General features: G+C 70.0%; 19 protein-coding genes. 7 read left to right on the forward strand and 12 right to left on the reverse strand.

All coding sequences use genetic code 11. The annotated features are described in order from the left end of the window. Positions 1-16 precede the first annotated feature (16 nt). Positions 17-3,697: a bifunctional proline dehydrogenase/L-glutamate gamma-semialdehyde dehydrogenase gene (locus QMG39_RS06490; RefSeq protein ID WP_281883239.1), complete on the reverse strand. Its 3,681-nt coding sequence runs from the start codon at positions 3,695-3,697 to the stop codon at positions 17-19. 150 nt (positions 3,698-3,847) lie between these two features. On the opposite strand from QMG39_RS06490, the gene QMG39_RS06495 reads away from it, so the two are divergent. After that, the gene (locus QMG39_RS06495) at positions 3,848-4,840 is read left to right on the forward strand and encodes a LysR family transcriptional regulator (protein WP_281883241.1); all 993 of its coding nucleotides are present in this window, start codon (positions 3,848-3,850) and stop codon (positions 4,838-4,840) included. Between the two features lie 14 nt (positions 4,841-4,854). Here the strand turns inward: QMG39_RS06495 and QMG39_RS06500 are convergent, their stop codons facing one another. Then, positions 4,855-5,007, reverse strand: a complete 153-nt coding sequence (locus QMG39_RS06500) for a hypothetical protein (RefSeq protein WP_281883243.1) — start codon at positions 5,005-5,007, stop codon at positions 4,855-4,857. A gap of 127 nt (positions 5,008-5,134) precedes the next feature. On the opposite strand from QMG39_RS06500, the gene QMG39_RS06505 reads away from it, so the two are divergent. Both QMG39_RS06505 and QMG39_RS06510 read left to right on the forward strand, forming a co-directional pair. After that, positions 5,135-5,335: a hypothetical protein gene (locus tag QMG39_RS06505; protein ID WP_281883245.1), complete on the forward strand. Its 201-nt coding sequence runs from the start codon at positions 5,135-5,137 to the stop codon at positions 5,333-5,335. Then, positions 5,332-5,670 carry a type II toxin-antitoxin system PemK/MazF family toxin gene (locus tag QMG39_RS06510; protein ID WP_281883247.1) on the forward strand — a complete coding sequence of 113 codons (339 nt, stop codon included), beginning with the start codon at positions 5,332-5,334 and terminating at the stop codon, positions 5,668-5,670. The genes QMG39_RS06505 and QMG39_RS06510 overlap by 4 nt, the downstream gene beginning before the upstream one ends. A gap of 33 nt (positions 5,671-5,703) precedes the next feature. On the opposite strand, the gene QMG39_RS06515 is transcribed toward QMG39_RS06510, so the two are convergent. Then, complete coding sequence (locus QMG39_RS06515; RefSeq protein ID WP_281883249.1) at positions 5,704-6,183, reverse strand: hypothetical protein; 480 nt, start codon at positions 6,181-6,183, stop codon at positions 5,704-5,706. 49 nt (positions 6,184-6,232) lie between these two features. Between QMG39_RS06515 and QMG39_RS06520 the strand changes: the two genes are divergently transcribed. Continuing rightward, positions 6,233-7,792, forward strand: a complete 1,560-nt coding sequence (locus tag QMG39_RS06520) for a phytoene desaturase family protein (protein ID WP_281883251.1) — start codon at positions 6,233-6,235, stop codon at positions 7,790-7,792. A gap of 57 nt (positions 7,793-7,849) precedes the next feature. Here the strand turns inward: QMG39_RS06520 and QMG39_RS06525 are convergent, their stop codons facing one another. Beyond that, on the reverse strand, positions 7,850-8,212 hold the full coding sequence (locus QMG39_RS06525) for a hypothetical protein (RefSeq protein WP_281883253.1): 363 nt from the start codon (positions 8,210-8,212) through the stop codon (positions 7,850-7,852). A 166-nt stretch (positions 8,213-8,378) separates the two neighbouring features. Between QMG39_RS06525 and QMG39_RS06530 the strand changes: the two genes are divergently transcribed. Beyond that, on the forward strand, positions 8,379-8,885 hold the full coding sequence (locus QMG39_RS06530; protein ID WP_281883255.1) for an SRPBCC domain-containing protein: 507 nt from the start codon (positions 8,379-8,381) through the stop codon (positions 8,883-8,885). A 20-nt stretch (positions 8,886-8,905) separates the two neighbouring features. Beyond that, positions 8,906-10,030, forward strand: a complete 1,125-nt coding sequence (locus QMG39_RS06535; RefSeq protein ID WP_281883257.1) for an AI-2E family transporter — start codon at positions 8,906-8,908, stop codon at positions 10,028-10,030. Positions 10,031-10,072: 42 nt separating this feature from the next. Here the strand turns inward: QMG39_RS06535 and QMG39_RS06540 are convergent, their stop codons facing one another. The 8 genes from QMG39_RS06540 to QMG39_RS06575 all read right to left on the reverse strand — a co-directional run bounded on the left by QMG39_RS06540 (position 10,073) and on the right by QMG39_RS06575 (position 23,341). Beyond that, positions 10,073-10,633 carry an acyl-CoA thioesterase gene (locus QMG39_RS06540; RefSeq protein WP_309298775.1) on the reverse strand — a complete coding sequence of 187 codons (561 nt, stop codon included), beginning with the start codon at positions 10,631-10,633 and terminating at the stop codon, positions 10,073-10,075. 214 nt (positions 10,634-10,847) lie between these two features. Then, complete coding sequence (locus QMG39_RS06545) at positions 10,848-11,978, reverse strand: bifunctional 2-methylcitrate synthase/citrate synthase (protein ID WP_281883262.1); 1,131 nt, start codon at positions 11,976-11,978, stop codon at positions 10,848-10,850. 131 nt (positions 11,979-12,109) lie between these two features. Further along, on the reverse strand, positions 12,110-19,195 hold the full coding sequence (locus tag QMG39_RS06550; protein WP_281883264.1) for a family 43 glycosylhydrolase: 7,086 nt from the start codon (positions 19,193-19,195) through the stop codon (positions 12,110-12,112). Between the two features lie 357 nt (positions 19,196-19,552). Further along, complete coding sequence (prpB, locus tag QMG39_RS06555) at positions 19,553-20,452, reverse strand: methylisocitrate lyase (RefSeq protein WP_281883266.1); 900 nt, start codon at positions 20,450-20,452, stop codon at positions 19,553-19,555. Between the two features lie 56 nt (positions 20,453-20,508). Further along, a complete protein-coding gene (locus tag QMG39_RS06560) occupies positions 20,509-22,047 on the reverse strand; it encodes an MmgE/PrpD family protein (RefSeq protein ID WP_281883268.1) in 1,539 nt (512 codons plus the stop codon). Between the two features lie 26 nt (positions 22,048-22,073). Next, positions 22,074-22,412 (reverse strand): YciI family protein, encoded by a 339-nt coding sequence (locus QMG39_RS06565; protein ID WP_281883270.1) that lies wholly within the window; start codon positions 22,410-22,412, stop codon positions 22,074-22,076. A 57-nt stretch (positions 22,413-22,469) separates the two neighbouring features. Then, complete coding sequence (locus QMG39_RS06570; protein ID WP_281883272.1) at positions 22,470-22,922, reverse strand: SRPBCC family protein; 453 nt, start codon at positions 22,920-22,922, stop codon at positions 22,470-22,472. Next, the gene (locus tag QMG39_RS06575; protein WP_281883274.1) at positions 22,919-23,341 is read right to left on the reverse strand and encodes an ArsR/SmtB family transcription factor; all 423 of its coding nucleotides are present in this window, start codon (positions 23,339-23,341) and stop codon (positions 22,919-22,921) included. Before QMG39_RS06575 ends, QMG39_RS06570 begins: the two co-directional genes overlap by 4 nt. 322 nt (positions 23,342-23,663) lie before the next feature. Here QMG39_RS06575 and QMG39_RS06580 point away from each other — a divergent pair, with 322 nt between their 5' ends. After that, positions 23,664-24,914, forward strand: a complete 1,251-nt coding sequence (locus QMG39_RS06580) for a hypothetical protein (RefSeq protein WP_281883276.1) — start codon at positions 23,664-23,666, stop codon at positions 24,912-24,914. Positions 24,915-24,992 lie beyond the last annotated feature (78 nt).

Raw genomic sequence — 24,992 nt, forward strand, 5'->3', positions numbered from 1 at the left:
AGGTCGCGCGAACGCGCTAGATCACGCCGTCGGAGATCGTCGTCGGGTTGCCGAAGCGGTGGTTCGTGATCGACACGGCCTGCTCGTGCAGGAACGGCAGCAGCTCGACCCGGCCCGACGGGGTGACCGCGTGCGACCAGACCGCCACGTCGGGCGTGCCGGCGAGGGCACCCATCAGGGCCGACGCGTCGCCGCCCACGAGGCGCACGCGCGAGGTCTCGAGCCCGCCGCGGTGGGCCCGCTGGAGCCACGCGGCATCCGATTCGACCTCGACCGGGTGCTCGGCGGCGTGCAGCACGGTCACGACCCCGGCGGGCAGCTCGGTCGCCGTCGACACCTCGATCGGCGAGCGCGCGAGCATGGCCGCCGCGATCACGCGCAGGCCGTCGCCGAGGCTCGCACCCTCGGAGATGCGCACGGTGACCGGCGTCGGCCGGTACCGGAACACGTTGCGCTCGACCCCGAGCCCGGTCACGTCGCGCGCGACGCCGTACTCGTCGCGGTAGGCGATCGCGTCCGAGAGCGCCGAGCGACGCAGCAGCTCGAACTCCTCGAACGACAGCGCGGGCTGCGCATGCTCGATGAGCGTCGAGACCCGGCCGTCGAGGCCGCGCAGGTGGAGGGTCATGCTCTGGGCGCTCGCTCGCGCGGGCATCCAGTCGCCGAGGCCGAAGAGGTAGTTCGGCCCGCCGGCCTTCGCGCCCGCGCCGACGGCCGAGCGCTTCCAACCGCCGAACGGCTGGCGCTGCACGATCGCGCCGGTGATGCCGCGGTTGACGTAGAGGTTGCCCGCCTCGACCGTGTCGAGCCAGGTGGCGAGCTCGTCGGAGTCGAGCGTGTGGATGCCCGCGGTCAGCCCGTAGTCGACCGCGTTCTGCATCTCGATCGCCTCCTCGAGCGTGCGCGCCCGGAGGATCGCGAGCATCGGCCCGAAGAACTCGGTGAGGTGCACGTACGACCCGGCCTTCACGTGGTCGCGGATGCCCGGCGACCAGAGCCGCCCGGTGCCGTCGAGGCGCTTCGGCTCGACGAGCCACTCCTCGCCGGGGTCGAGCTGGGTGAGCGCGTGCAGCAGCTTGCCGTGCACGGGCTCGACCACCGGACCGATCTGCGTGGCCGGGTCCTCCGGGTAGCCGACGCGCATCGACCGGGTCGCGTCGACGAGCTGGTTGAGGAACCGCTTCGAGTTGCCGACCGACCCGACGAGGATCACGAGCGACGCGGCCGAGCACTTCTGGCCGGCGTGCCCGAACGCGCTCTTCGCCACGTCGGATGCCGCGAGGTCGAGGTCCGCGCTCGGCGTGACGATGATCGCGTTCTTGCCGCTCGTCTCGGCGAGCAGCGGCAGGTCGGGGCGGAACGAGCGGAACAGCTTGGCGGTCTCGTAGGCGCCGGTGAGGATGACCCGGTCGACCGACGGGTGGGCGACGAGCTGCTTGCCGAGGTCGCGGTCGTCGAGCTGCACGAGGGCGAGCAGCTCGCGCGGCACGCCCGCCTCCCAGAGCGCCTCGACCATGACCGCGCCGCTGCGGCGTGAGAGCCCGGCCGGCTTGATGATGACGCCCGAGCCCGCGGCGAGCGCCGCGAGCACCCCGCCGGCCGGAATCGCGACCGGGAAGTTCCACGGCGGCGTGACGACCGTGAGCTTCGACGGCACGAAGATCGCGCCCTGCACGTGGTCGAGCTCCCGGGCGCGCTCGGCGTAGTAGTGCGCGAAGTCGATCGCCTCGCTCACCTCGGGGTCGGCCTCGGCGATGGTCTTGCCGGTCTCGGCGGCCATGACCTCGATGAGGCGGTCGCGGTTCGCGGCGAGTGCGAGGCCCGCGCGGTGGAGCACGGCGGCGCGCTCGGCGCCGGGCAGCTCGCCCCAGGCGCGGCCCGCGGCGGTCACGGTCGCGATCACGCGCTCGAGGGTGTCGGCGTCGCCGATGCGCGACGCCTCGATCGTGTCGATGCCGAGGCGCGATGAGGGGACCCGCTCGAGGATGCGGCGGCCCCACAGCCGGTTCGCCGGCAGCGACGGGTCGGTGTCGGGCTCGTTCGAGAACGCGTCGGATGCCCCGGGGCCGGCCTCGCCCGGCACCTGCAGCGCCGCGGTGAGCGGGGCGCGGTGGCCGCCCGTGGGCGGCGTCTCCTCCTCGACCCCGGCGGCGCCCGCCTCGGCGAAACCGTCGACCCCGTCGGACCCGCGGGTCAGCCCGAGCACCTCGGCGGTGAGCGATACGTCGGCCTCGGGGGCATCCGTCTCGCCCATCGACAGTCGCGGCGTCACCGGCTCGATGGACTTGTGCTCCCACTCGGTGTGCCGGTCCTGGGTGCGGTTGGGCTGCGGCACGGCCTGGTCGAGAGCGGCGAGCGAGCGGAGGAACCGGTCGCGCTCGCGCTCGAACAGGCTGCGGTTCGACGCGAGGTCGAACACGGCCGACATGAAGTTCTCGGAGCTGGCGTTCTCCTCGAGGCGGCGCACGAGGTAGGCGATCGCGACGTCGAACTCGGCGGGGTTCACGACGGGCGTGTAGAGCAGCAGGCGGCCGACGTCGCGGGTGATCGCGGCGGCCTGGCCGGTGGCCATGCCGAGCAGCATCTCGATGTCGATGCGGTCGGCGACGCCACGGTCGTTCGCGAGCAGCCAGGCGAACGCGAGGTCGAACAGGTTGTGGCCCGCGACGCCGATCTTCACCGCGTCGGTGTGCTCGGGCGTGAGCGCGAAGTCGAGCACGCGCTTGTAGTTGGTGTCGGAGTCCTGCTTGCTGCCGTACGTGGCGAGCGGCCAGCCGTGCACGGCGGCGTCGACGCGCTCCATGGCGAGGTTCGCGCCCTTCACGACGCGCACCTTGATCGGTGCGCCGCCCGCGGCCCGGCGCCGCTTCGACCAGGCGGTGAGCTCCTGCAGCGCGCCGAGCGCGTCGGGCAGGTAGGCCTGCAGCACGATGCCCGCCTCGAGGCGGCGCAGGCGGTGCTGGTCGAGCAGCCTGGTGAAGACCGCGATCGTCAGGTCGAGGTCGTGGTACTCCTCCATGTCGAGGTTGATGAACTTCGGCGTGGGGCTCGACGCGGCGAGCTCGTACAGCGGCGTGAGCCGCTCGACCACGCGGTCGACGGCCTCGTCGAACGACCACATCGAGAGCTGGCTGACGACGCTCGACACCTTGATCGAGACGTAGTCGACGTCGGGGCGGGCGAGGAACTCGGTGGTGCCCTGCAGGCGCCGGGCGGCCTCCTGCTCGCCGAGCACGGCCTCGCCGAGGAGGTTCAGGTTCAGCCGGTTGCCCGACTCGCGCAGGTGCGCGATCGCGGGGCCGAGCTTCTCGGGGGTCGCGTCGAGCACGAGGTGACCGACCATGTTCCGCAGCACACGACGGGCGATCGGCACGATCGGCCACGGGAAGACGGGTGCGAACGCGCCGCCCAGCTGCACCGCCCAGCGCAGGTACCACGGCAGGAACCTCGGCGTGTGCTCGCTGACCCGCTGGAGGGCGCGCGCCGCGACCCGCAGGTCCTCCGGCCGCATGACGCCGTCGACGAAGCCGACCGTGAAGTCGAGGCCCTTCGGGTCTTCCAGCACGCCCGCGAGGTTGCGCGCCGCGGGCTCGACCGGGACGTCCGCGCTCTCGGCGAGCCAGCGCTGCACGAGGGAGATCGCGCGGTTCGCGAGGTCGCCGTGGACGGCGCGGGGGGTCTCGATCGAGGTGGCCATGTGGTCAGTGTCCTTCCGAGCGGGCGGTTCGGGGCGCAGGGGCGCCGTGCGTCTCCAGTCTGCGTCGCCTGGTCCATTCGGTACAGCGAATGATTCTGACGGATACTGATCAGCAGAACTGGTGAATGGTCGGATGCCCCGGGAGGTGCCGTGCTCGACGTGAGACGCCTGCGCCTGCTGGTCGAGCTCTCCCAGCGTGGCACGCTCGCCGCGGTCGCGGACGCCCTCGCGTACAGCCCGTCGTCGGTGTCGCAGCAGCTCGACCAGCTCGCGCGCGAGGCGGGCGTGCCGCTGCTCGAGCCCGCGGGTCGCCGCGTGCGCCTCACCCCGCAGGCGCTGCTGCTCGTCGAGCACGCGCGCGTCGTGCTCGACCGTCTCGAACGCGCCGAGTCCGACGTCGCGGCCTCGCTCACCACCATCGCCGGCACCGTGCGCGTGGCGGTGTTCCAGTCGGCCGCGCACGCGCTCATGCCCGACGCCCTCGCGCAGCTCGCCCGCACGCACCCCGACCTGCGCGTCGAGCTGGTCGAACGCCCGCCCGAGCAGGGCCTCTTCGACACCGTCGCGCGCGACGCCGACCTGGTGATCGCCGAGCAGTACCCGGGCCACACCCGCCCGCACCACGAGGGCCTCGACCGGGTGCGCCTCGCGAGCGACCCGATCCGGCTGGCGCTGCCACCGGTGGCGGATGCCTCGGGTGGCGGTGTCTCAGCGGCATCCGCCGCCCAGTCCGACCTGGTCGACGCCGACCCGGGGCCCTCCCCCGCCGCCGAGCGCGACGCGCTCGCCCGCCTCCGCAGCGCCGCCGCGCTGCCCTGGGTGATGGAGCCCGAGGGCAGCGCCGCCCGCCAGTGGGCGCTGCAGCAGTGCCGCGCGGCCGGCTTCGAGCCCGACGTGCGCTACGTGACGACCGACCTGGTCGCGCACATCCGCCTCGTGCGCACCGGCAACGCCGCCGCGCTCCTGCCCGACCTGGTCTGGGCGGGCGACGCGCCTTCCGTGCGCCTGCACGACCTGCCCGGCCGCCCCTCGCGCGAGATCTTCACGGCGACCCGCCTCGCGGCGGCGGACCGCCCGGGCGTGATCGCCGTGCGCGAGGCGCTCCGCGCGACGGCCAGCGAGGTCGCGTCCCCGTCGGAGTGAGGGCCGTTGGGCTGCTACTCGGTCGCGCGCTCCTCGAGCCAGCGGGTGTGGGCGCGCAGCGCGTGCTGCACGGCCAGCCGCACGACGATGTAGAGCGCCCCCGCCGCGACGGCGAACATCACCAGGTAGACGAGGACGAAGACGAACCCGTTGACTCCATAGAACACAGCGCGAGGCTACGACGACCGGGGGAAGCTGCGGCGCCGTCCTCCACAGGCGACTGCGTCGCCCGACGGTGGCGCCGAGGGCGCTGTACGCGTTCAACAATTGTTCAACACTGGGTAGACTCGTACCATGCCGTCATCGATCGGGTTCCGTCCCACCGCGGAGGACGAGCGCATCCTCCGCGAGGCCGCGCAGCCGGGCGAGAGCACGTCCGACACGCTCCGTCGCGCGCTTCGACTCCTCGATCACGAGCGGTGGCTGCAGCAGTTCCGCGCCGATGCCGACGCCCTGACGGGCGAGGACGTCAACGCGGAGCCCGAGGCCTGGTGATCCGCGGCGCGATCTACCGCATCGACCTGGGCCGCACTCGCGGACACGAGCAGGCCGGACGACGACTGGGGCTCGTCATCTCCCCCTCCGATTCACCGCTGTCGGTCGTGACGGTCGTCCCCGCCTCGACCTCGGCAGGACGCTCGATCCATCGTCCGGAGTTCGAGGTCGCCGGCCGCCCCACCCGGCTGCTTGTCGACCAGATCCGATCGATCGACGTCGACTACGTGATCGGCGACCCGGTCGACTTCCTCACCAGCGACCAGCTCGCCGACGTCGACCTGGCGGTCGCCCACTACCTCGGCGTGGTGACGGCACCGCCTCGGACGTCGTAGAGAGATCGCCCGGGAGAGCATCTGCCGCTCGCGTCAGCGCACCTCGCCCGCGGCCGCGCGCGCGGGCCGCCTTCGGCGGGGCGGATACAGCTGCAACACGGACATCCCTGCCGCGATCGGCGCAGCCATCACTCCCACCACGATGAGGAAACCGAGACCCGCGCCCGTCTCGGAGACGAGGGCATAGACGATGCAGATGCCGAGCCACAGTGCGGCCGCTCCGCAGCCCGGTCCGACGGACAGGACGACCGTGGCCCGCGCAGGACTTCCGGTCCGGACCCACCTGCGGTAGGCGACCGCCACCGCGATGATCGTGCCGACACCTGCCGCGAGCCCCGTGAACGCGCCGAGGATCGCGCCGCCGGCGACGACGATGCCGTACCCGCCCCAGCCCCCCTGGTCGCTCAGGTCCGTCTGCCCCGCCAGGAATGTGGTCGTGGCCAGCCCGGCTCCAGCCAGGGCACCCGTCACTACCACGATCAGCAGCTGCAGTCCCAGCCAGGGCCATCCCATGCCCCCCACCGTAGCCAGCCCGATGACCCCCACCGGGTACCCTCGACCCATGCCTGTGGAACACGATGTCGTGATCGTCGGCGGCGGACACAACGGGCTGACCGCCGCCGCGTACCTGGCCCGCGCGGGCCTCGACGTGCTGCTGCTCGAGCGCGACGACCACCTCGGCGGAGCGGCGATCTCGGCGCCCGCCTTCGAGGGCGTCGAGGCGCGGCTCAGCCGGTACTCGTACCTCGTCAGCCTGCTCCCACGCCGCATCATCGACGACCTGGGTCTGGACCTCCGACTCGTGCGCCGCGCGCACTCCTCCTACACGCCCGACCCGCACGACCCGACGCGCGGCCTGCTGATCGAGCGCGACGGCGCCGGCTACGGGGCCTTCGAGCGCATCGGCGCGGCATCCGACGCCCTCGCCTGGGGCAGCTTCGGCGACGACACCGTACGCCTCGCCGAGGCGATCTTCCCGACGCTCACCGAGCCGCTGCCGACGCGCGACGAGGTGCGCCGCATGGTCGGCGACGCCCGCGTCTGGGACGAGTTCGTGCGCCGCCCGCTCGGCGAGGCGGTCGCCGCGAGGTTCTCGAACGACCTCGTGCGCGGCGTCGTCGAGACCGACGGCCTGATCGGCACGTTCACGCGCACGAGCGACCCGGCGCTCGACGCGAACCGCTGCTTCCTGTATCACGTGATCGGCGGCGGCACCGGCGACTGGGACGTCCCCGTCGGCGGCATGGGCGCAGTCAGCGGCGAGCTGGCGAGGGCCGCGCGCACGGCCGGCGCGACGCTGGTGACGGGGGCGGATGCCACGGGCATCACGCCCGACGGCGAGGTCACCTACACCCAGGGCGACGTCGAACACACGGTCACCGCGGGCACCGTGCTCTCCGGCGTCGCCCCGCACGTGCTCGCCCGACTGCTCGGCGAGCCCGACCAGGCGCCGCGCCCCGAGGGCGCCCAGCTCAAGGTCAACCTGCTGCTCACGCGCCTGCCGCGCCTGCGCGACACGTCGGTCTCGCCCGAGGCCGCGTTCGGCGGCACGCTGCACGTCAACGAGACGGCGTCGCAGCTCGAGGCCGCGTACGCCGCCGCATCGGAAGGCCGCCTGCCCGACCCGATGCCGTGCGAGGTCTACTGCCACACGCTGAGCGACCCGAGCATCCTCTCCCCCGAGCTCACCGCGTCAGGCGCGCACACCCTCACGGTCTTCGCCCTGCACGTGCCCGACCGCCTGGTCGACGCGATCGGCGACGACGAGCTGCGCCGCGCCGCCGAGCGCGCGGTGCTCGACTCGCTGGACTCGGTGCTCGCCGAGCCGATCGAGTCGCTGCTGGCGACGGATGCCTCGGGCCGGCCCTGCATCGAGACCAAGACGACGCGCGACCTCGAGCGCGCCCTCGCGATGCCCGGCGGCAACATCTTCCACGGGCCCCTGTCGTGGCCGTGGCGGGAGGACGGCGACCCGGCGTCGACCCCGGCCGAGCGCTGGGGCGTGGCGACGGCGCACCCGCGCATCCTCATGTGCGGGTCGGGCGCCGTCCGCGGCGGCGCGGTGTCGGGCATCGGCGGGCACAACGCCGCCATGGCCGTGGTGGAGTCGCTGGCCGGCTGAGCATCGGCGAGCGCGAGCGGTCAGCCCAGGGGCATCCGCCGGGCGAGCCGCAGGCGACTAGAAGACGAAGAGCTGCCCGAGCACGATCACCGCGATGACGAACAGCACGACGATCGCGCCGACCACCTGCAGTGCGCGGGTCGAGGCCTTCGCGATGAGGAAGCCGATGCCGAACGGCAGGGCGATCAGCACGAGCGCGACGATCCACCAGAAGGCCGAGTAGCCGAACTGCGAGGCCTCGGTGATGCGCTCGCCGCTGAAGAGCGTCTGGGTCGCGGGGTGGGTCGCGAGGCCGATCGCCGCGGAGATCGGCACGGCGACGAAGACCATGGCGATGACGCCGGCGAAGGCACCCCACCATCCGGAGCGGTCGCCCGTGATGTCGAGGGCGTGCTCGTCGGACTCCTTGCGCTGGCTCATGCCCCCGATCCTAGCGGTCACCTGCTTCCCGTTCACGACCCCGCGACGCGGCGTCGATCGTTCGCTCCAGGCGCAGGATCGGGCGCCTCACGCGCCGCCGAATCGCTGGCCCCGGAGGCCCCGCGGGAATAGGCTGGAATCGACGCAGAGGTCTCGACTGGAGGTCATGATGACGAACCCCACCGGCCACTACGCGAACCGGCCAGACGGCCTGTACCTGCTGTTCGATCGGCTGTTCGCGGCGCCCATCGAGAAGGTCTGGTTCACGCTCACCGAGCCCGGCGAGATGAAGAAGTGGATCGGGACCTACACGGGCAATCCGCGCACCGGCGGTGTGCGGTTCATCCTGTCGGGGGGTGCGAACTCCGAGTGGGAGTACGCGAGCGTGCTCGAGTTCGAGGCGCCGCACCGCTTCACCGCCGACGTGGGCGCGGGTGCCGACGAGGTGCGCGTGTACTGCCACCTCACCGAGAAGGCCGGACGCACGGCGCTCACGCTCGGCCAGCGGCTGCGGGCACCCGAGGACGCCCAGCGCATCGGCCCGGTCTGGGACCACTATCTCGACGCCCTCCAGTCCGCGATCGCGGGCGGCGAGCGCCCGAAGTGGAGCCACTACGGCGACGACTACGTCGAGTACTACAAAGGGCTGGTCGTTCCCGCAGAATCCGCCTGAGCGGCCCCTAGACTGGCGCCATGAAGAGGTCGTCGCGCCGCAGCTCCGATGCCAGAGAGGTCACCGAGCCCGAGGTGATGTCCCGCGCGCGCCCCGTCGTGAGCGTGATGAGCAACCATCCCTTCCGGTGGGCGTTCATCGCGACCCTGGGCGTGCTGCTCGCCCTGTTCCTCGCGCAGGCGGCGCTCGGCCTGTCGTCGGTCATCTTCTCGGTGTTCGCGGCGATCTTCATCTCGCTCGGGCTCGACCCGCTGATCCGCTGGTTCCAGCGCCGCGGCATGAAGCGCGGCTGGGCGATCGTCACGGTCATCCTGCTGTTCGTCGGCGTGGTCGCGGGAATGCTGCTCCTGCTGATTCCGATCATCGTCACGCAGTCGGTCGAGTTCGTGCAGGGGCTTCCCGAGGCCATCGCCGACATCCAGACGCAGGACTGGTACCTGGCGGTCGAGGACTTCACCGGCGGCGCGGTCTCCGGCGCCTACGACTGGCTGCTCGGCATCATCACCGACCCGAACACGTGGGCGACCGTCGGCGGCGGCGCACTCGCGGTCGCCGGCACGGTCGTGAACGCGGTCTCGACCGGCTTCTTCGTCTTCATCCTGTCGATCTACTTCATCGCGACGCTCGACACGATGAAGCGGGCCTGCTACTCGCTGATCTCCAAGTCGCACCGCGAGACGGTCGTCGGCTACGCCGAGCGGATCATGGAGTCGATCGGCCGCTACCTCAGCGGCATGGTGATCCTGGCGTTCTTCAACGCGACCTACAGCCTGATCCTGCTGATCATCGTCGGGGTGCCGTACGCGATCGTGATCGCATCGGTCGCGTTCCTGATCACGCTCATCCCGCTCATCGGTACGATCCTCACCACCATCGCGATGACGATCGTGGCGCTGTTCGTCTCGCCGACGGCCGCGATCATCGTGCTGATCTTCATGCTCATCTACATGCAGGTCGAGGCGTACATCCTCACCCCGCGCGTGATGAGCAAGGCCGTGTCCATCCCGGGCTCGCTCGTGCTGATCGCCGCCCTCGCCGGTGGCACGCTCGCCGGCCTGCCGGGCGCGCTGGTCGCCATCCCGATCGCGGCGGGCATCCTGCTCATCATCCGCGAGGTCGTGGTGCCGAAGAAGGAGCTCAGCTAGGGGCGAGCGGATGCCCCGGGGCATCCGCTCGCTTCGCCCGCGTCAGCTCCAGACCGACGGGGCCGCCGCGCGCGTGGCGGGCAGCGACACGCCCTGGCCCCACTCGAGCAGGCGCTCGGGCACGACCATCTCCTCGGGCACCTCGCCGATCGCGTCGATGAGCTCGGCCACCGACACGGTGCCGCCCTCCTTCTTCAGGAACCTGCCGCGGATGTAGCCCTTCGCGTAGACCTCGGGCTCGCCGTCGGCGCCCGGGCGCACGAAGCGCTGCTCGACGTACACCGCCTTGTCGTCGAAGCCCAGGATGCGCGACTCGATCGTGAACCGCTGCCAGAGGCCCAGCGACTTGCGGAACGAGAGCGTCTCGGCGACGACCACGGGGTACCAGCCGCGCGAGCGGAAGATCTTCCAGACGCCGTTGCGCACGAGCATGTCGAAGCGCGCGATGTCCATGATCGAGAAGTACACGCCGTTGTTCATGTGCCAGTTGACGTCGAGGTCGGTCGGCAGCGTGATGAAGTTCGTGCGGGCGACGTCGTAGTGCCCGAGGCCCTGCTTGCGGCGCGAGAACCAGAACAGGTGGAGGAGGGTTCGGAAGAACATGTGCACGGCAGCACTGTAGGGCAGGGCGGATGCCCCGGGGCATCCGTTGGCGCACTCGGACAAGCCCGCCCGCCGCGGCGCCGCGCCCTCCTTGTGGGCAACCGCCAGCGGCGTATCTGCGCATCGGCACGTGCCGATCACACCGGCCCGCGCTGCAGCGCGGGCCCGTGTGATTTCGGCGGGCCGGTGCGTGACGGCTGGGCGCGGGGCGGGTTCAGCGGACGGGGACGTGCCGCTCGTCGGAGCCGTCGTAGACGGAGAGCGGACGGATCAGCGAGTTGCCGTCGAGCTGCTCCATGATGTGCGCCGTCCAGCCGACCACGCGGCTGGCGACGAACAGGGGCGTGAACGTCTCGGTGTCGAAGCCCATCACGTGGTACGCCGGGCCGGCCGGGTAGTCGAGGTTCGGCTTGATGCCCTTGCGTTCGTCCATCGCGCGCTCGAGCGTCACGTAGAGCTCGTACAGGTCGGGGCGGTCGTAGTACTCGAGCATCCGCTCCATCGCGTCGCGCATGGTCGGCACGCGCGAGTCGCCGTGCTTGTAGACGCGGTGCCCGAAGCCCATGACCTTGCGCTTGGCGGCGAGCGCGTCGTCGAGCCAGGCCTCGGCGCGATCGGCCGAGCCGATCTCGTCGAACGCGTGCATGACGGCCTCGTTCGCCCCGCCGTGCAGCGGGCCCTTCAGCGCGCCGATCGCGCCGACGACCGCGGAGTAGATGTCGGAGAGCGTCGACGTGATCACCCGGGCGGTGAACGTCGACGCGTTGAACGAGTGCTCGGCGTACAGGATCATCGACACGTCGAACGCGTTCACGACCGGCAGCTCGGGCAGCTCGCCGAAGGTCATGAACAGGAAGTTCGCCGAGTAGCCCAGGTCGTCGCGCGGCTCGATCATGTCGAGCTCGTGGCGGCGGCGCTGGTCGTAGGCGACGATCGACGGCAGCTGCGCGAACAGGCGCATCGCGATGTCGAGGTTCACGTCGGGCGACGACTCGCGCGCCTTGGGATCGCGCGCGCCGATGACGCTGACCGCGGTGCGCACGACGTCCATGGGGTGCGCGGTGAGCGGCAGCTCGTCGATCACGCGCTTGACCGTGTGGTCGAGCCCGCGCAGCGACCGCTCGCGCTGCTCGAACGCGGCGAGCTGGCGCTCGTCGGGCAGGTCGCCATTCCAGAGTAGGTACGCGACCTCCTCGAACGTCACCGACGCCGCGAGCTCCTGCACCGGGTACCCGCGGTACAGCAACGAGTTCGTCTCGGGGTTCACCTTCGAGATCGCCGTCGTGTCGACGTACACCCCGGCGAGGCCCTTGTGGATCTCGGGCTCGGTCTGCTGCTCGGTCATGGGGCCCCCGTCGCTTCGGCTGGAACTCCAGCCTATTGGTGGGGGCGGCTCTGCGGCATCCGCTCACCCGTGCCCGGCGCGCTGCGATGTCGGCGCTGCATCGCCCTGCCACTGGACGCGCATCCCCTGCCTCAGTCGTCCAGCAGCGCCCCCAGGTTGGTGAGCAGCACCGCACGGAGCGCCTCGTCCGTGATCTCCTCCGCCTTCAGCTGCGCCTCGGCCAACAGGTCGCGCACGGCCTCGCCGTTGCCCTTCGCCAGCTGACGCTCGGCAGCGTCGACCAGCCTGCTCAGCGACGTGAACTGACCGCGCTCCAGCTCGTCCTCGAAGCGTTCCAGCAACGCCGACACGTCGTGGAGCGTGGTCGAGATCGTGAACGTGAACGTCGTCGTGGCGGTGTTGCCCGCCACGTCGACGGCGACGACGGTGACCGTGTGCTCGCCCAGCGTCCACTCCCACGCCGACAGCAGGGCCGAGGTCTCGGCCACTCCGGCGTCGACCTCCTCGCCGTCGATCGACAGCACGAGCGTCGACATGCCCGACGTCGCATCCGAGCCCGTCGCGCGGAGCTCGACCTGCTCCGACGAGCCCACAACGGCTCCGCCGTCGATGCCGTCGATGCCGATCTGCGGTGCACCGGTGTCGAGCTTGAACGAGACCGAGGTCGTCTCCGAGGTGAGCCCGTACCGGGTCGCGCGGGTGTCGACCGTGTGCTCGCCGTCGGAGTCGACCACCAGCACGCCGTCGTCGTCCGCCGCCCAGTCGGCGTCGTCGATGGAGAACTCGATCGTCGCGTCCCCGTCGGTGGTGGCGGTCACCGTGACCGGCGAGACGTGCCATCCTGCGTCGCCGTCGGCCTCGGCCGGGTCGATCGAGAGCGCCATCGGGGGAACCGTCGCGACGGGCTCGATGCTCGACAGCGTCGGCGTCACCGGCTGGAACAGCCCGTCTTCGCCGATCGACAGCCGGTCGATCGTCGTCTCGCGATGCGTGCCGTCGCCGTTCGGGATCGCGAACCGGTGGTAGGCGATGTACCAGTCGTCCGTGCCCGCCACGTTCAGGACCGAGTTGTGACCGGTTCCCAGGATGCCCATCGAGGTGTCCTTCTCGAGGATCACACCCCGAGAGGTCCACGGACCGTCCACGCTCGGCGCGGTCGCGTAGCCGACGCGGTAGTTCGGCGAGCCGGTGTCGTCGATCGAGTAGGTCAGGTGGTACGTACCCTCCCGGTAGTTGACGAAGGTTCCCTCGCGGTAGTCGTCCAGTCCCTGCATCGCCGAGATCGTGCCCGGGACCAGCGACGTCATGTCGTCCGCCAACTCGGCGTAGACCGGTGCACCGTTGCCCCAGAACAGGTAGTACTTCCCCGTCTCGGGATCCATGAACGCCGCCGGGTCGATCGCCTGACCACTGGTGACCGCCTCGTTGTTGAGGATCATCGCCTCGGGCTGTGCCGTGAACGGCCCCTCGGGGCTGTCCGCGACCGCGACACCGATCGTCTTGCGGTCGTACGTCGGGTTGTGACCACTGAAGTAGAAGTAGTACTTCCCCTCCCGCTCGATGATCGTCGGCGCCCAGGCGCTGCCGGTGGCCCACGGCACGTCGCCGTTCGCGCCGTCGAGCGTCAGGAACGGCTCGTCCGAGCGCGTCCAGTCGACCAGGTCGTCCGACTTCCACACGAAGAACTCACTGCCGCTCCAGCCGGGGTAACCGTCCGAGGTGGCGTAGAGGTAGAACGTGTCGCCGAACTGCGCGATGTTCGGGTCTGCGTACAGGCCCGGCAGCACGGGGGACTTCATCTCGATCGCCTCGACCGTCCAGACGCGGCTGGCGCCACCCGGCGCGATCACCGTCACCTGGACCGGGTTCGAGTAGTCCGTCGGTCCCGCAGGCGACACCTCCGCATCCGGGACGACGACGTAGGCCGGTGCCAGCCCGGTCAGGTCGGTGCCCGGCTCGACCGGGAGCACGACGGTGCCCGCCTCCGGGTCGATGATCGCCTCCGTCTTGAGCGTGTCGAGCTCGACGCCCAGGATCCCGGTGCCGTCGGTGGCGATCTCGGCCACCTCGACCCCGCTCAGCGCGCGGTCGTACATGAGGACGTTCCGAACAGACCCGCGGAGCAGGTTGTCACCGGGATACACCGACCGACCGATGAAGTTCTCGGTCGTGAATCCACTCCCGATGTCGCCGGGGTCGACGGTGACATCGACGTTCTCGCCCACCAGGATGCCATCCCGGTAGATTCGCGCGACGTCGTCGGAGCCGAGCGTGTAGGTGATGGTCACCCACTGCTCCCGCGGCAGATCCGACCCGGCGCCGACGGTCTGCTCCCCCACCCAGTTCGTCGTGGTGATCGACGACCGGTATCCGTTTCCGGTGGTGAAGAGGTACCCGTCGCCCAGGTTGTCGGTGGTGTTGCCCATGCCCCAGATGAAGTAGGGCGCGGGCTGGTCGACCGCGATGTTCACGTCCATCGAGAAGGTGATCTCCTCCAGGCCGGCCATCGCATCGTCCGGCAGGTCGATCCAGGCGTCGCTCCCGTCGAGGGCGACGGCGTCGCCGGTGAAGGTCGCATCGCCGGCGAGTGCCGCATCGTTGCCGTTGCCCGATGCATCCGCCACGACGGTGCCGTCGGTCTCGTCCATCGGGTACTCCCAGACCAAGCCGTCCTGGGTGCTGGGCAGCGGCTCGGCCACCTCGGACGCCAGCTCCGCGAGAAGCAGGTCGTGCTCGGCCTGGGTCACCGGCAGCACCGTCCCGTGCCGCGGGTTGGCGGGCAGGTCGTAGTCGCTCGGGATCGCCCAGTTCGGGTCGTCCAGATCGCTCGTGCCCAGGGGCACGTAGCCGCGACCGCCGTACTCGTCGACGAACAGGTAGGTGTCGAACTCCGACGTGTCGTTCGGGTTGGCGTGGAACCCGGTGGCACCCTCCACGGCGCCGGTGCCGGCATCACGGCCGATGCAACTCGCCACGAGCTCCCAGTCCGCAGCGTCGGGCGACGTGAGGTCGGTCGACTTCTCCTGGATGATGTCGGAGCACCCCGTGGTGCCGGCACCCTCGTCCTTGGTGAAGCGGTGGTACCACTCGCCGTCCTGGATGATCGTCGTGTCGATGCGTGACACGCCGTAGTCCTGCCAGGGCTGCGCCTCGCTGAAGTGCACGAAGTCACGCGTCGTGGCGTACAGCATCTGGTTGTAGGTGTCACCGGTCCGGTCGTCGGTCGCATACAGCTTGGATGCCCAGAAGACGATGAACTCCTCGTTCGCCTCGTCCCAGTAGGCCTCCGGCGCCCAGGTGTTGCCGGCGTTGTCGGGCGAGACCTTCACGTGGCGCTGCTCCGACCAGTTGACGAGGTCGGTGGACTCCCAGATCTCCAGGTACTGGCTGCCGTTGCGCTGCGCCTCTCCCCAGTCGCCGTTGCGGCCGATCGAGAGGTCGGTGGCGATCAGGAAGAAGCGGTCGCCCTCGGGCGAACGGATGAGGAACGGGTCGCGGAGGCCACGGGTGCCCTCGGTCGACTCGAGGACCGGAGCCCCGTTGTTCAGACCCTGCCAGTACAGCGCGTTGTTGCCCTCACTCGCGGCGAAGTAGATCTTCTCGCCGGGGATGCTGTTGCCCGTGAAGTAGCTGAACGCGTAACCGGTGAACTCCTCGAGCTCGAAGGCCGCCCGAACCGTCAGGTCGATGGTCCGCTGTGCGGTCGCCTCGCCCACGGCGACGGTCGCGGTCATCGCGACGACGGCGTCGCCGCCTGCCGGACGCTGCACGATGCCGTCCGCCGTGACGATGCCGGTGTCGGAGGACTCCCAGGTGATGACGGCGCCTCGTGCACCGGACTCCGGGAGCCAGATGTTGCCACGCACGTCGTGCGGGTCCACCAGGGAGATCGCGTCGGCCGCGTCCTGTGCGAGCTGCTCGTCGGTGGCGTCGGCGAGCACCGTCACCTCGAAGTTCCGCACCGCTCGGACGTCGCCCGAGGAGATGGTCGCGGTCATCGTCACGGTCGCGTCCGGCGAGCCGCTCGCGGGACGCGTCACGGTGCCGTCTGCCGCGACGACCGAGCCGTCGCTCGAGCTCCAGGAGATGGCGGAGCCCCAGGTGCCGACCGTCGGCAGCTCGAGATCGCCGGTGACCTCGCCGGTGTCACCGAGGTCGACCTCTGCGGCATCCTGACTCACGCGCAGTTCATCCGCGAGCGAGATCTCCACGACCTCGTCGGCCGAGAGCGGACGATCGTAGACAGAGAACGACCGCAGGTTGCCGAACAGGCTCGGGTCACCGTCGTAGTTGGAGTCGCCCAGCAGGTTCTTGACGGTCGTTCCGGCTCCGATGTCACCCGGCACGATCACGAGGTCCGTGCGCTGGGCGATCTGCTCGCCGTCCTGGTAGAGCGTGCCGGTGGCACCGTCCTGGGTGTACACGAGGGAGGTCCAGACACCGCGCTCCAGGCTGCGGCCCGGCTCGGGTGCGATCACCTGCTCGCCGTCCCAGCGAGTGGGCGTGAGCCCGATCCGCAGCCCTTCGCCGCCGAGGAAGAGCATGCCGTTGGCACTCGGGTCCGTCCCGGGCTCGTTACCCAGGCCCCACACGAAGTACGGCGAAGCCTGGCCCGGGTCCACGAAGACGTCGACCGCCACCGTGATGGCGCCGAGGCCTGCGAGGAGGTCGTCCGGCAGCTCGACTGCGTCGCCGTCGCCGTCCAGTGCCAGCCCGGTCGTGCCGGTCCACTCGGGGTCGCCGACGGGGGTGCCGTCGTTGCCGTTGCCGGACCGGTCGAGCACGATCGCCCCGGAGTCCAGGGTCAGGTCGTAGTCGAGCAGCAGGCTGGGGTCGGCGGGCTCGAACACCTGGATCTCGCTCAGCACCATGTGGGTGTTGTCGTAGGCGTTGAGGACGACCCGCAGCGCGTTCGTGGTCACCGGGTCGAACCAGAGCGACGAGGTCGGGCCGGCGGCGTCACGGGGCGGGCCGTCCACCGTTCCCGTGACGTCCGTCCACGTCCCGTCCGAGTTGCGCACCTCGATGCGCAGGGTCTCCGCGTAGGCGCCGAACTCGTTGTAGAAGACCACGTCGGCCGAGGAGATCTCGACCTCGCGACCCAGCTCGAGCGTGATGGTGTCACTGACGTTCTTCGAGTCCGGCTTCCAGTTGCTCCAGGCCTTGTCGGTGAGGATGCCGTTGACGAGTCCGTCGACCCCGTACCCGGGCTCCGTGAAGGTCGCAGACAGGGTCACCCCGGGGTCATCGGCGACGTTGTCGCCGCGCGCGATGACGGGGTCCTGCGCGTCGGGGTCCACGATCTGCCAGAGCTGGTTGGCCCGGCCGTTGGGCTGCCACGTGCCGACCGGGGATCCGTCCGTCGTGGCCTCCCCGCCGACGTCCACGAGGGCGCCGCTGGCCACGTTGACCAGCGTGCGTGCGCCGTTGCCCGTGGTCGACAGGATCCACCGGGCGGCGTCACCGTTCTCGGCGGACAGGGCGAGATCGCCGTCCACGACGGAGAGGCGGTCGCCGGTCGCCGCGTTGGTCACCGTGTACTGCGCGCGAGCTCCGGTGCCGGCCACCTGCGCGATGCTCCACTGCTGCTCGTCATCGCTGCTCCTGGTCGCGATCTGCAGTCCGCCGTCGGCGTCGGGAGCCAGCGACAGGCCGGACTGCGCCCCCTGGAGCCGATAGAGTTCGCCGTCCTGGATGGGTGCGGCCGTGGTGTCGACCTCGTCGACGCCGGCGAACACGAGCGTCGTGACCGACTCGGCCGGAACCTGGACGGTCGCGCTGCCGTCGACCACCGCGGTCGGGGCGCCCTCGACCAGGGCGCCGTCCGCGCTGGTCACGATCGGCGTGACCGTGGCGCCCTCGGCATCCGCGAAGCCGGACAGGTCCATCTTCACGTCGCGCACCGCGGCGCTGTCGTTCACGTGGACGGCGACCAGCCCTTCGGCGGTCAGCGCGGTGGTGGTGTCGGGGTCGTCGTTGCCGATCAGCGTGTCACCGGGCGCGATCCAGTGGGTGAAGTTGCGCACGGTGTCGTACTTGGTGTTGGTGTAGACCGGGCACGACTCGAGCGTGTCCTCGGCGGTGCAGTCGAAGGGCACCTGGATGCTGCCCCAGTTGGCGCCGTCGGCGAATTCCCCGCCGGGTGCCATGTTGTCGTAGTCCTCCACCGGCTGCCAGAACACCCAGGCGCTCGACTCCAGTTCGCGAAGATCGTCCGTGATGCGCTCGGCGATGCCGAGACCGGACTCCATCGACTCGAAGTCCTGCGAGTCACCCCATGAACCTCCGACCTCGCTCATCCACAGCGGCGTGCCGGCCGCCTTGGCGATGTCGCGCACCATCGTGCGGCCATCAGTGCCGTACGTGTGCACGTTCAACTGCTCGATGCGGTCCCTGGTGGCATCCGGGTATGCGTTCCAGTTGGTGACGAAGGTACCGGGATTCGTCTCGTCCATCGCGGAGATCACTGCACCGGTGGTCGTCCCCGGGTCGGCCAGTTCGGCGTCCAATGCCTCCAGCACCTGCGACTGGAGCTGGGGGCCGGCGTGCGCGCCTTCCTGACGGCCGCCGGTCGGCTCACCATCACCACCCAGCTGCGTGCCCCAGTAGGGCGTGTTGGGCTCGTTGAGCGGGTCGATCGTGTCCACGGTGATTCCGTGGGCCGCCTCCAGTCGTTCCACCGCCCCGACGAGATAGGCCGCGAACTCGTCGACCTTCTCCGCCTGGATCTGGTCGGCCGACGAGTCGAATCCGCCCGAGGTGTATCCGCTCACCGTCTGGAAGTACGGCGGTGAGTTGCTGAACGCCTCCCAGTGCGTGACATCACCCTTGATGCGCTCGACCCACCAGCGTTGGGCGGCGTCGGCGTCCTCGTTCCAGTCGGCCGGATCGTCGGCGTCCCACCAGTCGGTGTCCTCCCTGGTGGTGCCCTCCGGGGCGGCCCACCAGCCCTCGACCGCGCCGCCGGGGCGAAGGTAGTCGACGACATCGGGGGCGTTTCCACCGCCCACGTTGTAGCGGGCGATGTTCAGTCGCAGGCCCTCGTCGGAGAACAGCAGGCGGTAGAGCTCCTCACGCACCTCGTCGGAGTACCCGCCGGTGGCGTTCGCGAACCAGATCAAGCTGGTGCCCCACCCTTCGAACTCGGGGCTCGCGTAGGTGGGATCGGGTCGGACGACCACCTCGTTGTCGGCGGCCGCAGCCGATCCGGCGATCACGCCACCGACCACCGAGGCGGTGAGCGCGGTGGCGAGGAAGCCTGCGCAGAGGGCCCGGGCCCTACGGCCCGGCGACGAGGTTGAGGCTGCGTGGGGCATGTGTCTTCCGTTCGCTCGACGGCACTGTCGGTAGTTGTGAGCGATCACAACTAGGGCACGATGTTAGCGTCAACATGAATGCCTCACAACAGTTTTCCGGAGCGATTTCCGGTTGTTGAAGAAATGGGATCGCTCACAAGCGCTTTCCCACCGGCATCTATGGCGAACCGTGCACGGCCGTTCGGTCGCTGCGGCGTCGGTCGAACGGCGGCACGCCCCTTCGGCGGCGCCCTACGGAGCGCCGGCGCGGCCTCAGCCTCAGCGCGCGACGCGGAAGTTGAAGACCGACGAGTCGAACCGGTTGTACCCCTCGTAGTCGATGAGGTCGTACAGCTCGGCACGGTGCTGCATGTCGTCGAGCTTGCCGACGAGGTTGCCGGATGCCTCGAGCTCGTCGAGTCCCGCTTCGGCGGCGCCCATCGCGAGGCGCAGCAGCGAGACCGGCCAGATCACGATGTTCATGCCGACGTCGGCGAGCTGCTGCGCGGTGTGCAGCTCGCCCTTGCCGAACTCGGTCATGTTCGCCAGCAGCGGCACGTCGACCGCGGCGCGCATGGCGGCGAACTCCTCGAGCGAGGCCATCGCCTCGGGAAAGATCGCGTCGGCGCCGGCGTCGACGAGCGCCTTCGCACGGTCGACGGATGCCTCGAAGCCCTCGACCGCGCGGATGTCGGTGCGCGCCATGATGAGGAAGTTCTCGTCGCGCCGGGCGTCGGCGGCGGCGCGGATGCGCTGGAGCGCGGTGTGCTCGTCGACGACCTGCTTGCCGTCGAGGTGGCCGCAGCGCTTCGGGTTGACCTGATCCTCGATGTGGAGGGCCGCGAGACCCGCGTCCTCCATCTCCTGCACCGTGCGGGCGACGTTCATCGGCTCGCCGAACCCGGTGTCGGCGTCGACGATCGCGGGCAGCTCGGTCATTCGCGCGATCTGCTTCGCGCGGCCCGCGACCTCGGTGAGCGTCGTGAGGCCGATGTCGGGCAGGCCGAGGTCTGCGGAGAGCACGGCACCCGAGATGTACACCCCGTCGAAGCCCTTGCGCTCGATGAGCCGGGCGCTCAGCGGGTTGAACGCGCCCGGGAAGCGGAGCAACTCACCCGAGGCGAGTCGTTCCCGGAACAGGCGGCGCTTCTCGGCGGGCGAGGTCTGTGCGTAGAGCATGCGCCCAGCCTACGGCGGCGCCCCGTGGCATCCGCCTCGCTAGAAGAGGCCCCTCGCTAGAAGAGGCCCTCGGGGGTCTCGACCTGGGTGAGGAGTCCGGGCGCGGCGGTGAAGGTGAGCGCGCCGAGCTCGTCGGGCGCGAGCTCGGGCAGGCGCACCGCCAGGTCGAGGAAGCGGTCGACCTCGGATGCCTCGAGCGCACGCTCCGCCAGGGTGCGGAACTTCTGCACGTAGTCGTCGCGCCCGAACGGCCGTGCGCCGAGCGGGTGCGCGTCGGCCACCGCGATCTCGTCGGTGATCTCGCCGCCGTCGGCGAGCGTGATGACCACGCGGCCGCCGAACGCCTTCTCCGAGATGTCGAGCGAGTGGTAGCGGCGGGTCCACTCCGGGTCCTCGACGGTCGTGATCTTGCGCCAGAGCTCGATCGTGTCGGGGCGGCCCGCGCGCTCGGGCGCGTACGAGTCGACGTGGTGCCAGGCGCCGTCCTGCAGGGCGACCGCGAAGATGTAGGGGATCGAGTGGTCGAGCGTCTCGCGCGAGGCGCGCGGGTCGTACTTCTGCGGGTCGTTCGCGCCCGACCCGATCACGTAGTGCGTGTGATGCGACGTCTCGAGCACGATCGACTCGACGCGCATCGGGTCGTCGAGCAGCAGCGGGTACTCGCGGTGCAGCTTGCGGGCGAGGTCGATCCACGCCTGCGCCTGGTACTCGGCCGAGTGCTCCTTCGTGTACGTGTCGAGGATTGCGCGCTTGGGCTCGCCGAGGTCGGGCAGCGGCACCTCGTACGAGGCGTCGGGTCCGTCGAGGAGCCACGCGATGACGCCGTCCTCGCCCTCCCAGATCGGCACCGGGCTGGTCTGGCCGCGCATCGCGCGGTCGACCGCCTCGATCGCCATCTTCCCGGCGAAGGCCGGCGCGTGCGCCTTCCACGTCGAGATCTCGCCCTTGCGCGACTGGCGGGTCGCGGTGGTCGTGTGCAGCGCCTGACCGATCGCCTGGAAGATGGTCTCCTGGTCGAGCCCGAGCAGGGTGCCGATGCCGGCGGCCGCCGACGGCCCGAGGTGGGCGACGTGGTCGATCTTGTGCTTGTGCAGCGAGATCGCCTTCACGAGGTCGACCTGCACCTCGTACGCGGTCGTGATTGCGCGCACGACGTCGCGGCCGGTGATGCCCCGGCGCGCGGCGAGGTGCTGGGCGACCGCGAGGATCGGCGGGATGTTGTCGCCCGGGTGCGAGTAGTCGGCGGCGAGGAACGTGTCGTGGTAGTCGAGCTCGCGCACGGCGACGCCATTGGCCCAGGCGGCCCACTCGGGCGAGGTGCGCCGGGCGGCGTCGGCCCCGAAGACGGTGGCGCCGTCGCCGCCGATGGAGACCGGATGCGACAGGGCCTGGCTGCGCGCGGAGACCACGGGCGCGCGCGTGAGCGACGCCGCCGCGACCGCCGCGTTGTCGATCACGCGGTTCACGACCATGTCGGAGACCTCGGCCTCGACCTCGACCGGGTCGATCGCGAGGCCGGCGAGCTGCCAGGCGAGCTGGCCCTCGCGGGCCAGGTTCTCGTCGCTTCGGTGGGTGCGCAGGTGGTGGGTCTTCACGTGCTCCACCGTAACCCGCGCCGCGCTCACATTCCGGGAACGGCCTGCGCCTCGTGCACCTCGATCTCGCAGCCGCCGGGCATGTTCAGGTGCGGGTGCACCTTCGCCAGCTCGACCGCCGCATCCATGTCGTCGGCCTCGATGATCGTGTAGCCGGTGACCTCGCGCTCGCTCGGCGCGGTGAGCCCGCCGGGCATCACCCGCACGCCGCCCGCGAGCGGCGTGCCGAAGTCGACCATGTCGTCGCCGACCTGGCCGGCCCACTTCATCCACTCGCCCATGACGGCCTGGGTCTCCTCGGCGGAGGGCGGCATCGCGTCGGCGGGCGGCATCGGGGCGTGGTAGACGAACACGTACTTTGCCATGGTGTGCTCCTTGTTCTCCTTGCTGTCCGGGCACCGTTCGGCGGGCCGGAGTCGGTGTCAGTCGGTCGGTGCGCCCACCTGCTCGGCGATCAGCGCCGACATCGAGTCGAGGCAGCCGTGCCAGCCCTCGCCGTGGCGCGCGGCCGACTCGGCCGTGGTGAAGCGCGAATGCGTGAGCTGCACGAGGGTGCCGCCGTCGTCGCCGTCGGTGAAGGCGACCTCGACGAGGGTCTCCTCCTCGCTGCCGTCCCACTGCCAGGTGTAGGCGAGCCGCTCGTGCGGTTCGAATGCGACGAACGTGCCCGACATCGCGAGCGGCCCGTCGGGGCCCTGGAGCTCGAAGCGGTACCGACCTCCGGCTCGCGCGTCGACGTGGGCCCGCGTCTCGCCGTACGTCGCGAGCGACGGACGCATCCACCGTTCGAGGTGCCGGGCCTCGGTCCAGAGCGCCCACATGCGCTCCCGGTCGACGGGGAAGGTGCGGGCGATGTCGGCACGCAGCTCGGTCATGCGGGTTCGTCCTCCAGGTCGGCGATGTACTGGTCCAGGGCGTCGAAGCGCCGCTCCCAGAACGCGCGCGCGTCGCCGATCCACTGCTGCGCTGCGGCCAGGGATGCGGCATCGAGCACGAGCAGCTTCTCGCGCCCGCGCGGCACGCGTCGCACGACACCGGCCCGTTCGAGCGCGGCGGCGTGCTTGTTGAGCAGCTGCGGCGAGAGCCCGTGGGCGGCAGCCGCGCGCCCCATCGTGAGCGGGGCGTCGGCGCGCGCGAGGGTCCGCACGAGTTCGCGGCGCGCGGGGTGCGCGAGCGCGGCGAAGACCGCGTCGAGTCGGTCGTCGACGGATGCCCCGCCGACCGGCGCACCATCGGACGCGCCGGTCGCGGCAGCACCTGGCGTGCCGTCGCCCACCCTCGAACCATAAACCATGTGGTTTAGTATCACCGCTTCGCGCGCTGTGCGCAACCCCTGCCCGATCGACGTGTCGCCATCAATGGAAATGGCGATCGCGCGGAGTTTCTTCGCCAGGCAATTCGCGTGATGTCGCCGGAATGTCTCTCAGCACGACAATTCGAGTCGGATTGCAGGTGTTTTCGGGTCCGCTGCTTGTGAGGGCCTGTGAGACGCCCGTACCGTGGCCTGCAATGGAGGCGTTCAGCCGATCGAGCTTCGTGTTGCGCTCGGGACGACGGCGCCTCCGCAGAACCAGCGTCTCAAATGGAAGCACCCCCATTTCGAAGGGAAGCACCCCATGACCCTGTTTCACCCGTCCTTCGCCACCCTGGCCGCAGCCGCGATCGCGCTCGGAAGTCTGTTCTCTGGCGGCACTGTCAGCGATCTCGATGGCGAGCTCGACGTGTCAAGCCAAGTCTCAACCTTCAAGGACAAGGACAAGGACAAGGGCAAAGACGCAAGCGAGGTCACCGTGATCACGAGCATGGAGACCGGGCTCGACTTCGTCGGCAGCGAAGCCAGCATTCTTCGCTCCGCCGAAGGCATTCACGTCAACGGCTTCACCTCGGAGTACATCCCGGGAGATGCGGTGAACCTCTTTCTCGTCTCCTACGACTTCCCCGACGAGTGCGTCTATGGTGAGCCCATCACCGGCGCCAGCTGCGGACCCGATGACTGGAATGTTTCTGCAGTTTCCAGCAGCGTCTTGCTGCTCGACAGCCAGGTGGTACCCGCCGATGGCGTTGTGAGCTTCGGCAGCTATTTCGCTTTCGCCAACGACGTCACCCTGTGCATTCCCTCGGCACCCTGCAACATTGGCATCAGCAACACCCTCGGATCCGAAGTCCACCTGATGCTTCGCACTCACGGCGAAGCTTCGAGCGATCCCACAGTCCTCGACTCGCAGCTCACCACCTACGGTTCCGGTTGTGACGTATCCACCGGCTGCAAGAACGTGCAGGCGGGGGTATTCGACATAGAGAAGGACAAAGAAAAGGACAAGGACAAAGACAAGGGCAAAGACGCAAGCGAGGTCACCGTGATCACGAGCATGGAGACCGGGCTCGACTTCGTCGGCAGCGAAGCCAGCATTCTTCGCTCCGCCGAAGGCATTCACGTCAACGGCTTCACCTCGGAGTACATCCCGGGAGATGCGGTGAACCTCTTTCTCGTCTCCTACGACTTCCCCGACGAGTGCGTCTATGGTGAGCCCATCACCGGCGCCAGCTGCGGACCCGATGACTGGAATGTTTCTGCAGTTTCCAGCAGCGTCTTGCTGCTCGACAGCCAGGTGGTACCCGCCGATGGCGTTGTGAGCTTCGGCAGCTATTTCGCTTTCGCCAACGACGTCACCCTGTGCATTCCCTCGGCACCCTGCAACATTGGCATCAGCAACACCCTCGGATCCGAAGTCCACCTGATGCTTCGCACTCACGGCGAAGCTTCGAGCGATCCCACAGTCCTCGACTCGCAGCTCACCACCTACGGTTCCGGTTGTGACGTATCCACCGGCTGCAAGAACGTGCAGGCGGGGGTATTCGCCCCCTAGGACCGAGACACCGGCGACCGAGACGTCGCCGGATGAGGCGTCGTGGGCTCACCGCCGCGGCGCCTCTGGTCGTGTCGG

Origin of the sequence: Agromyces rhizosphaerae, assembly GCF_027925245.1 — a bacterium.
In the GTDB taxonomy this organism is placed as follows: Bacteria; Actinomycetota; Actinomycetes; order Actinomycetales; family Microbacteriaceae; genus Agromyces; species Agromyces rhizosphaerae.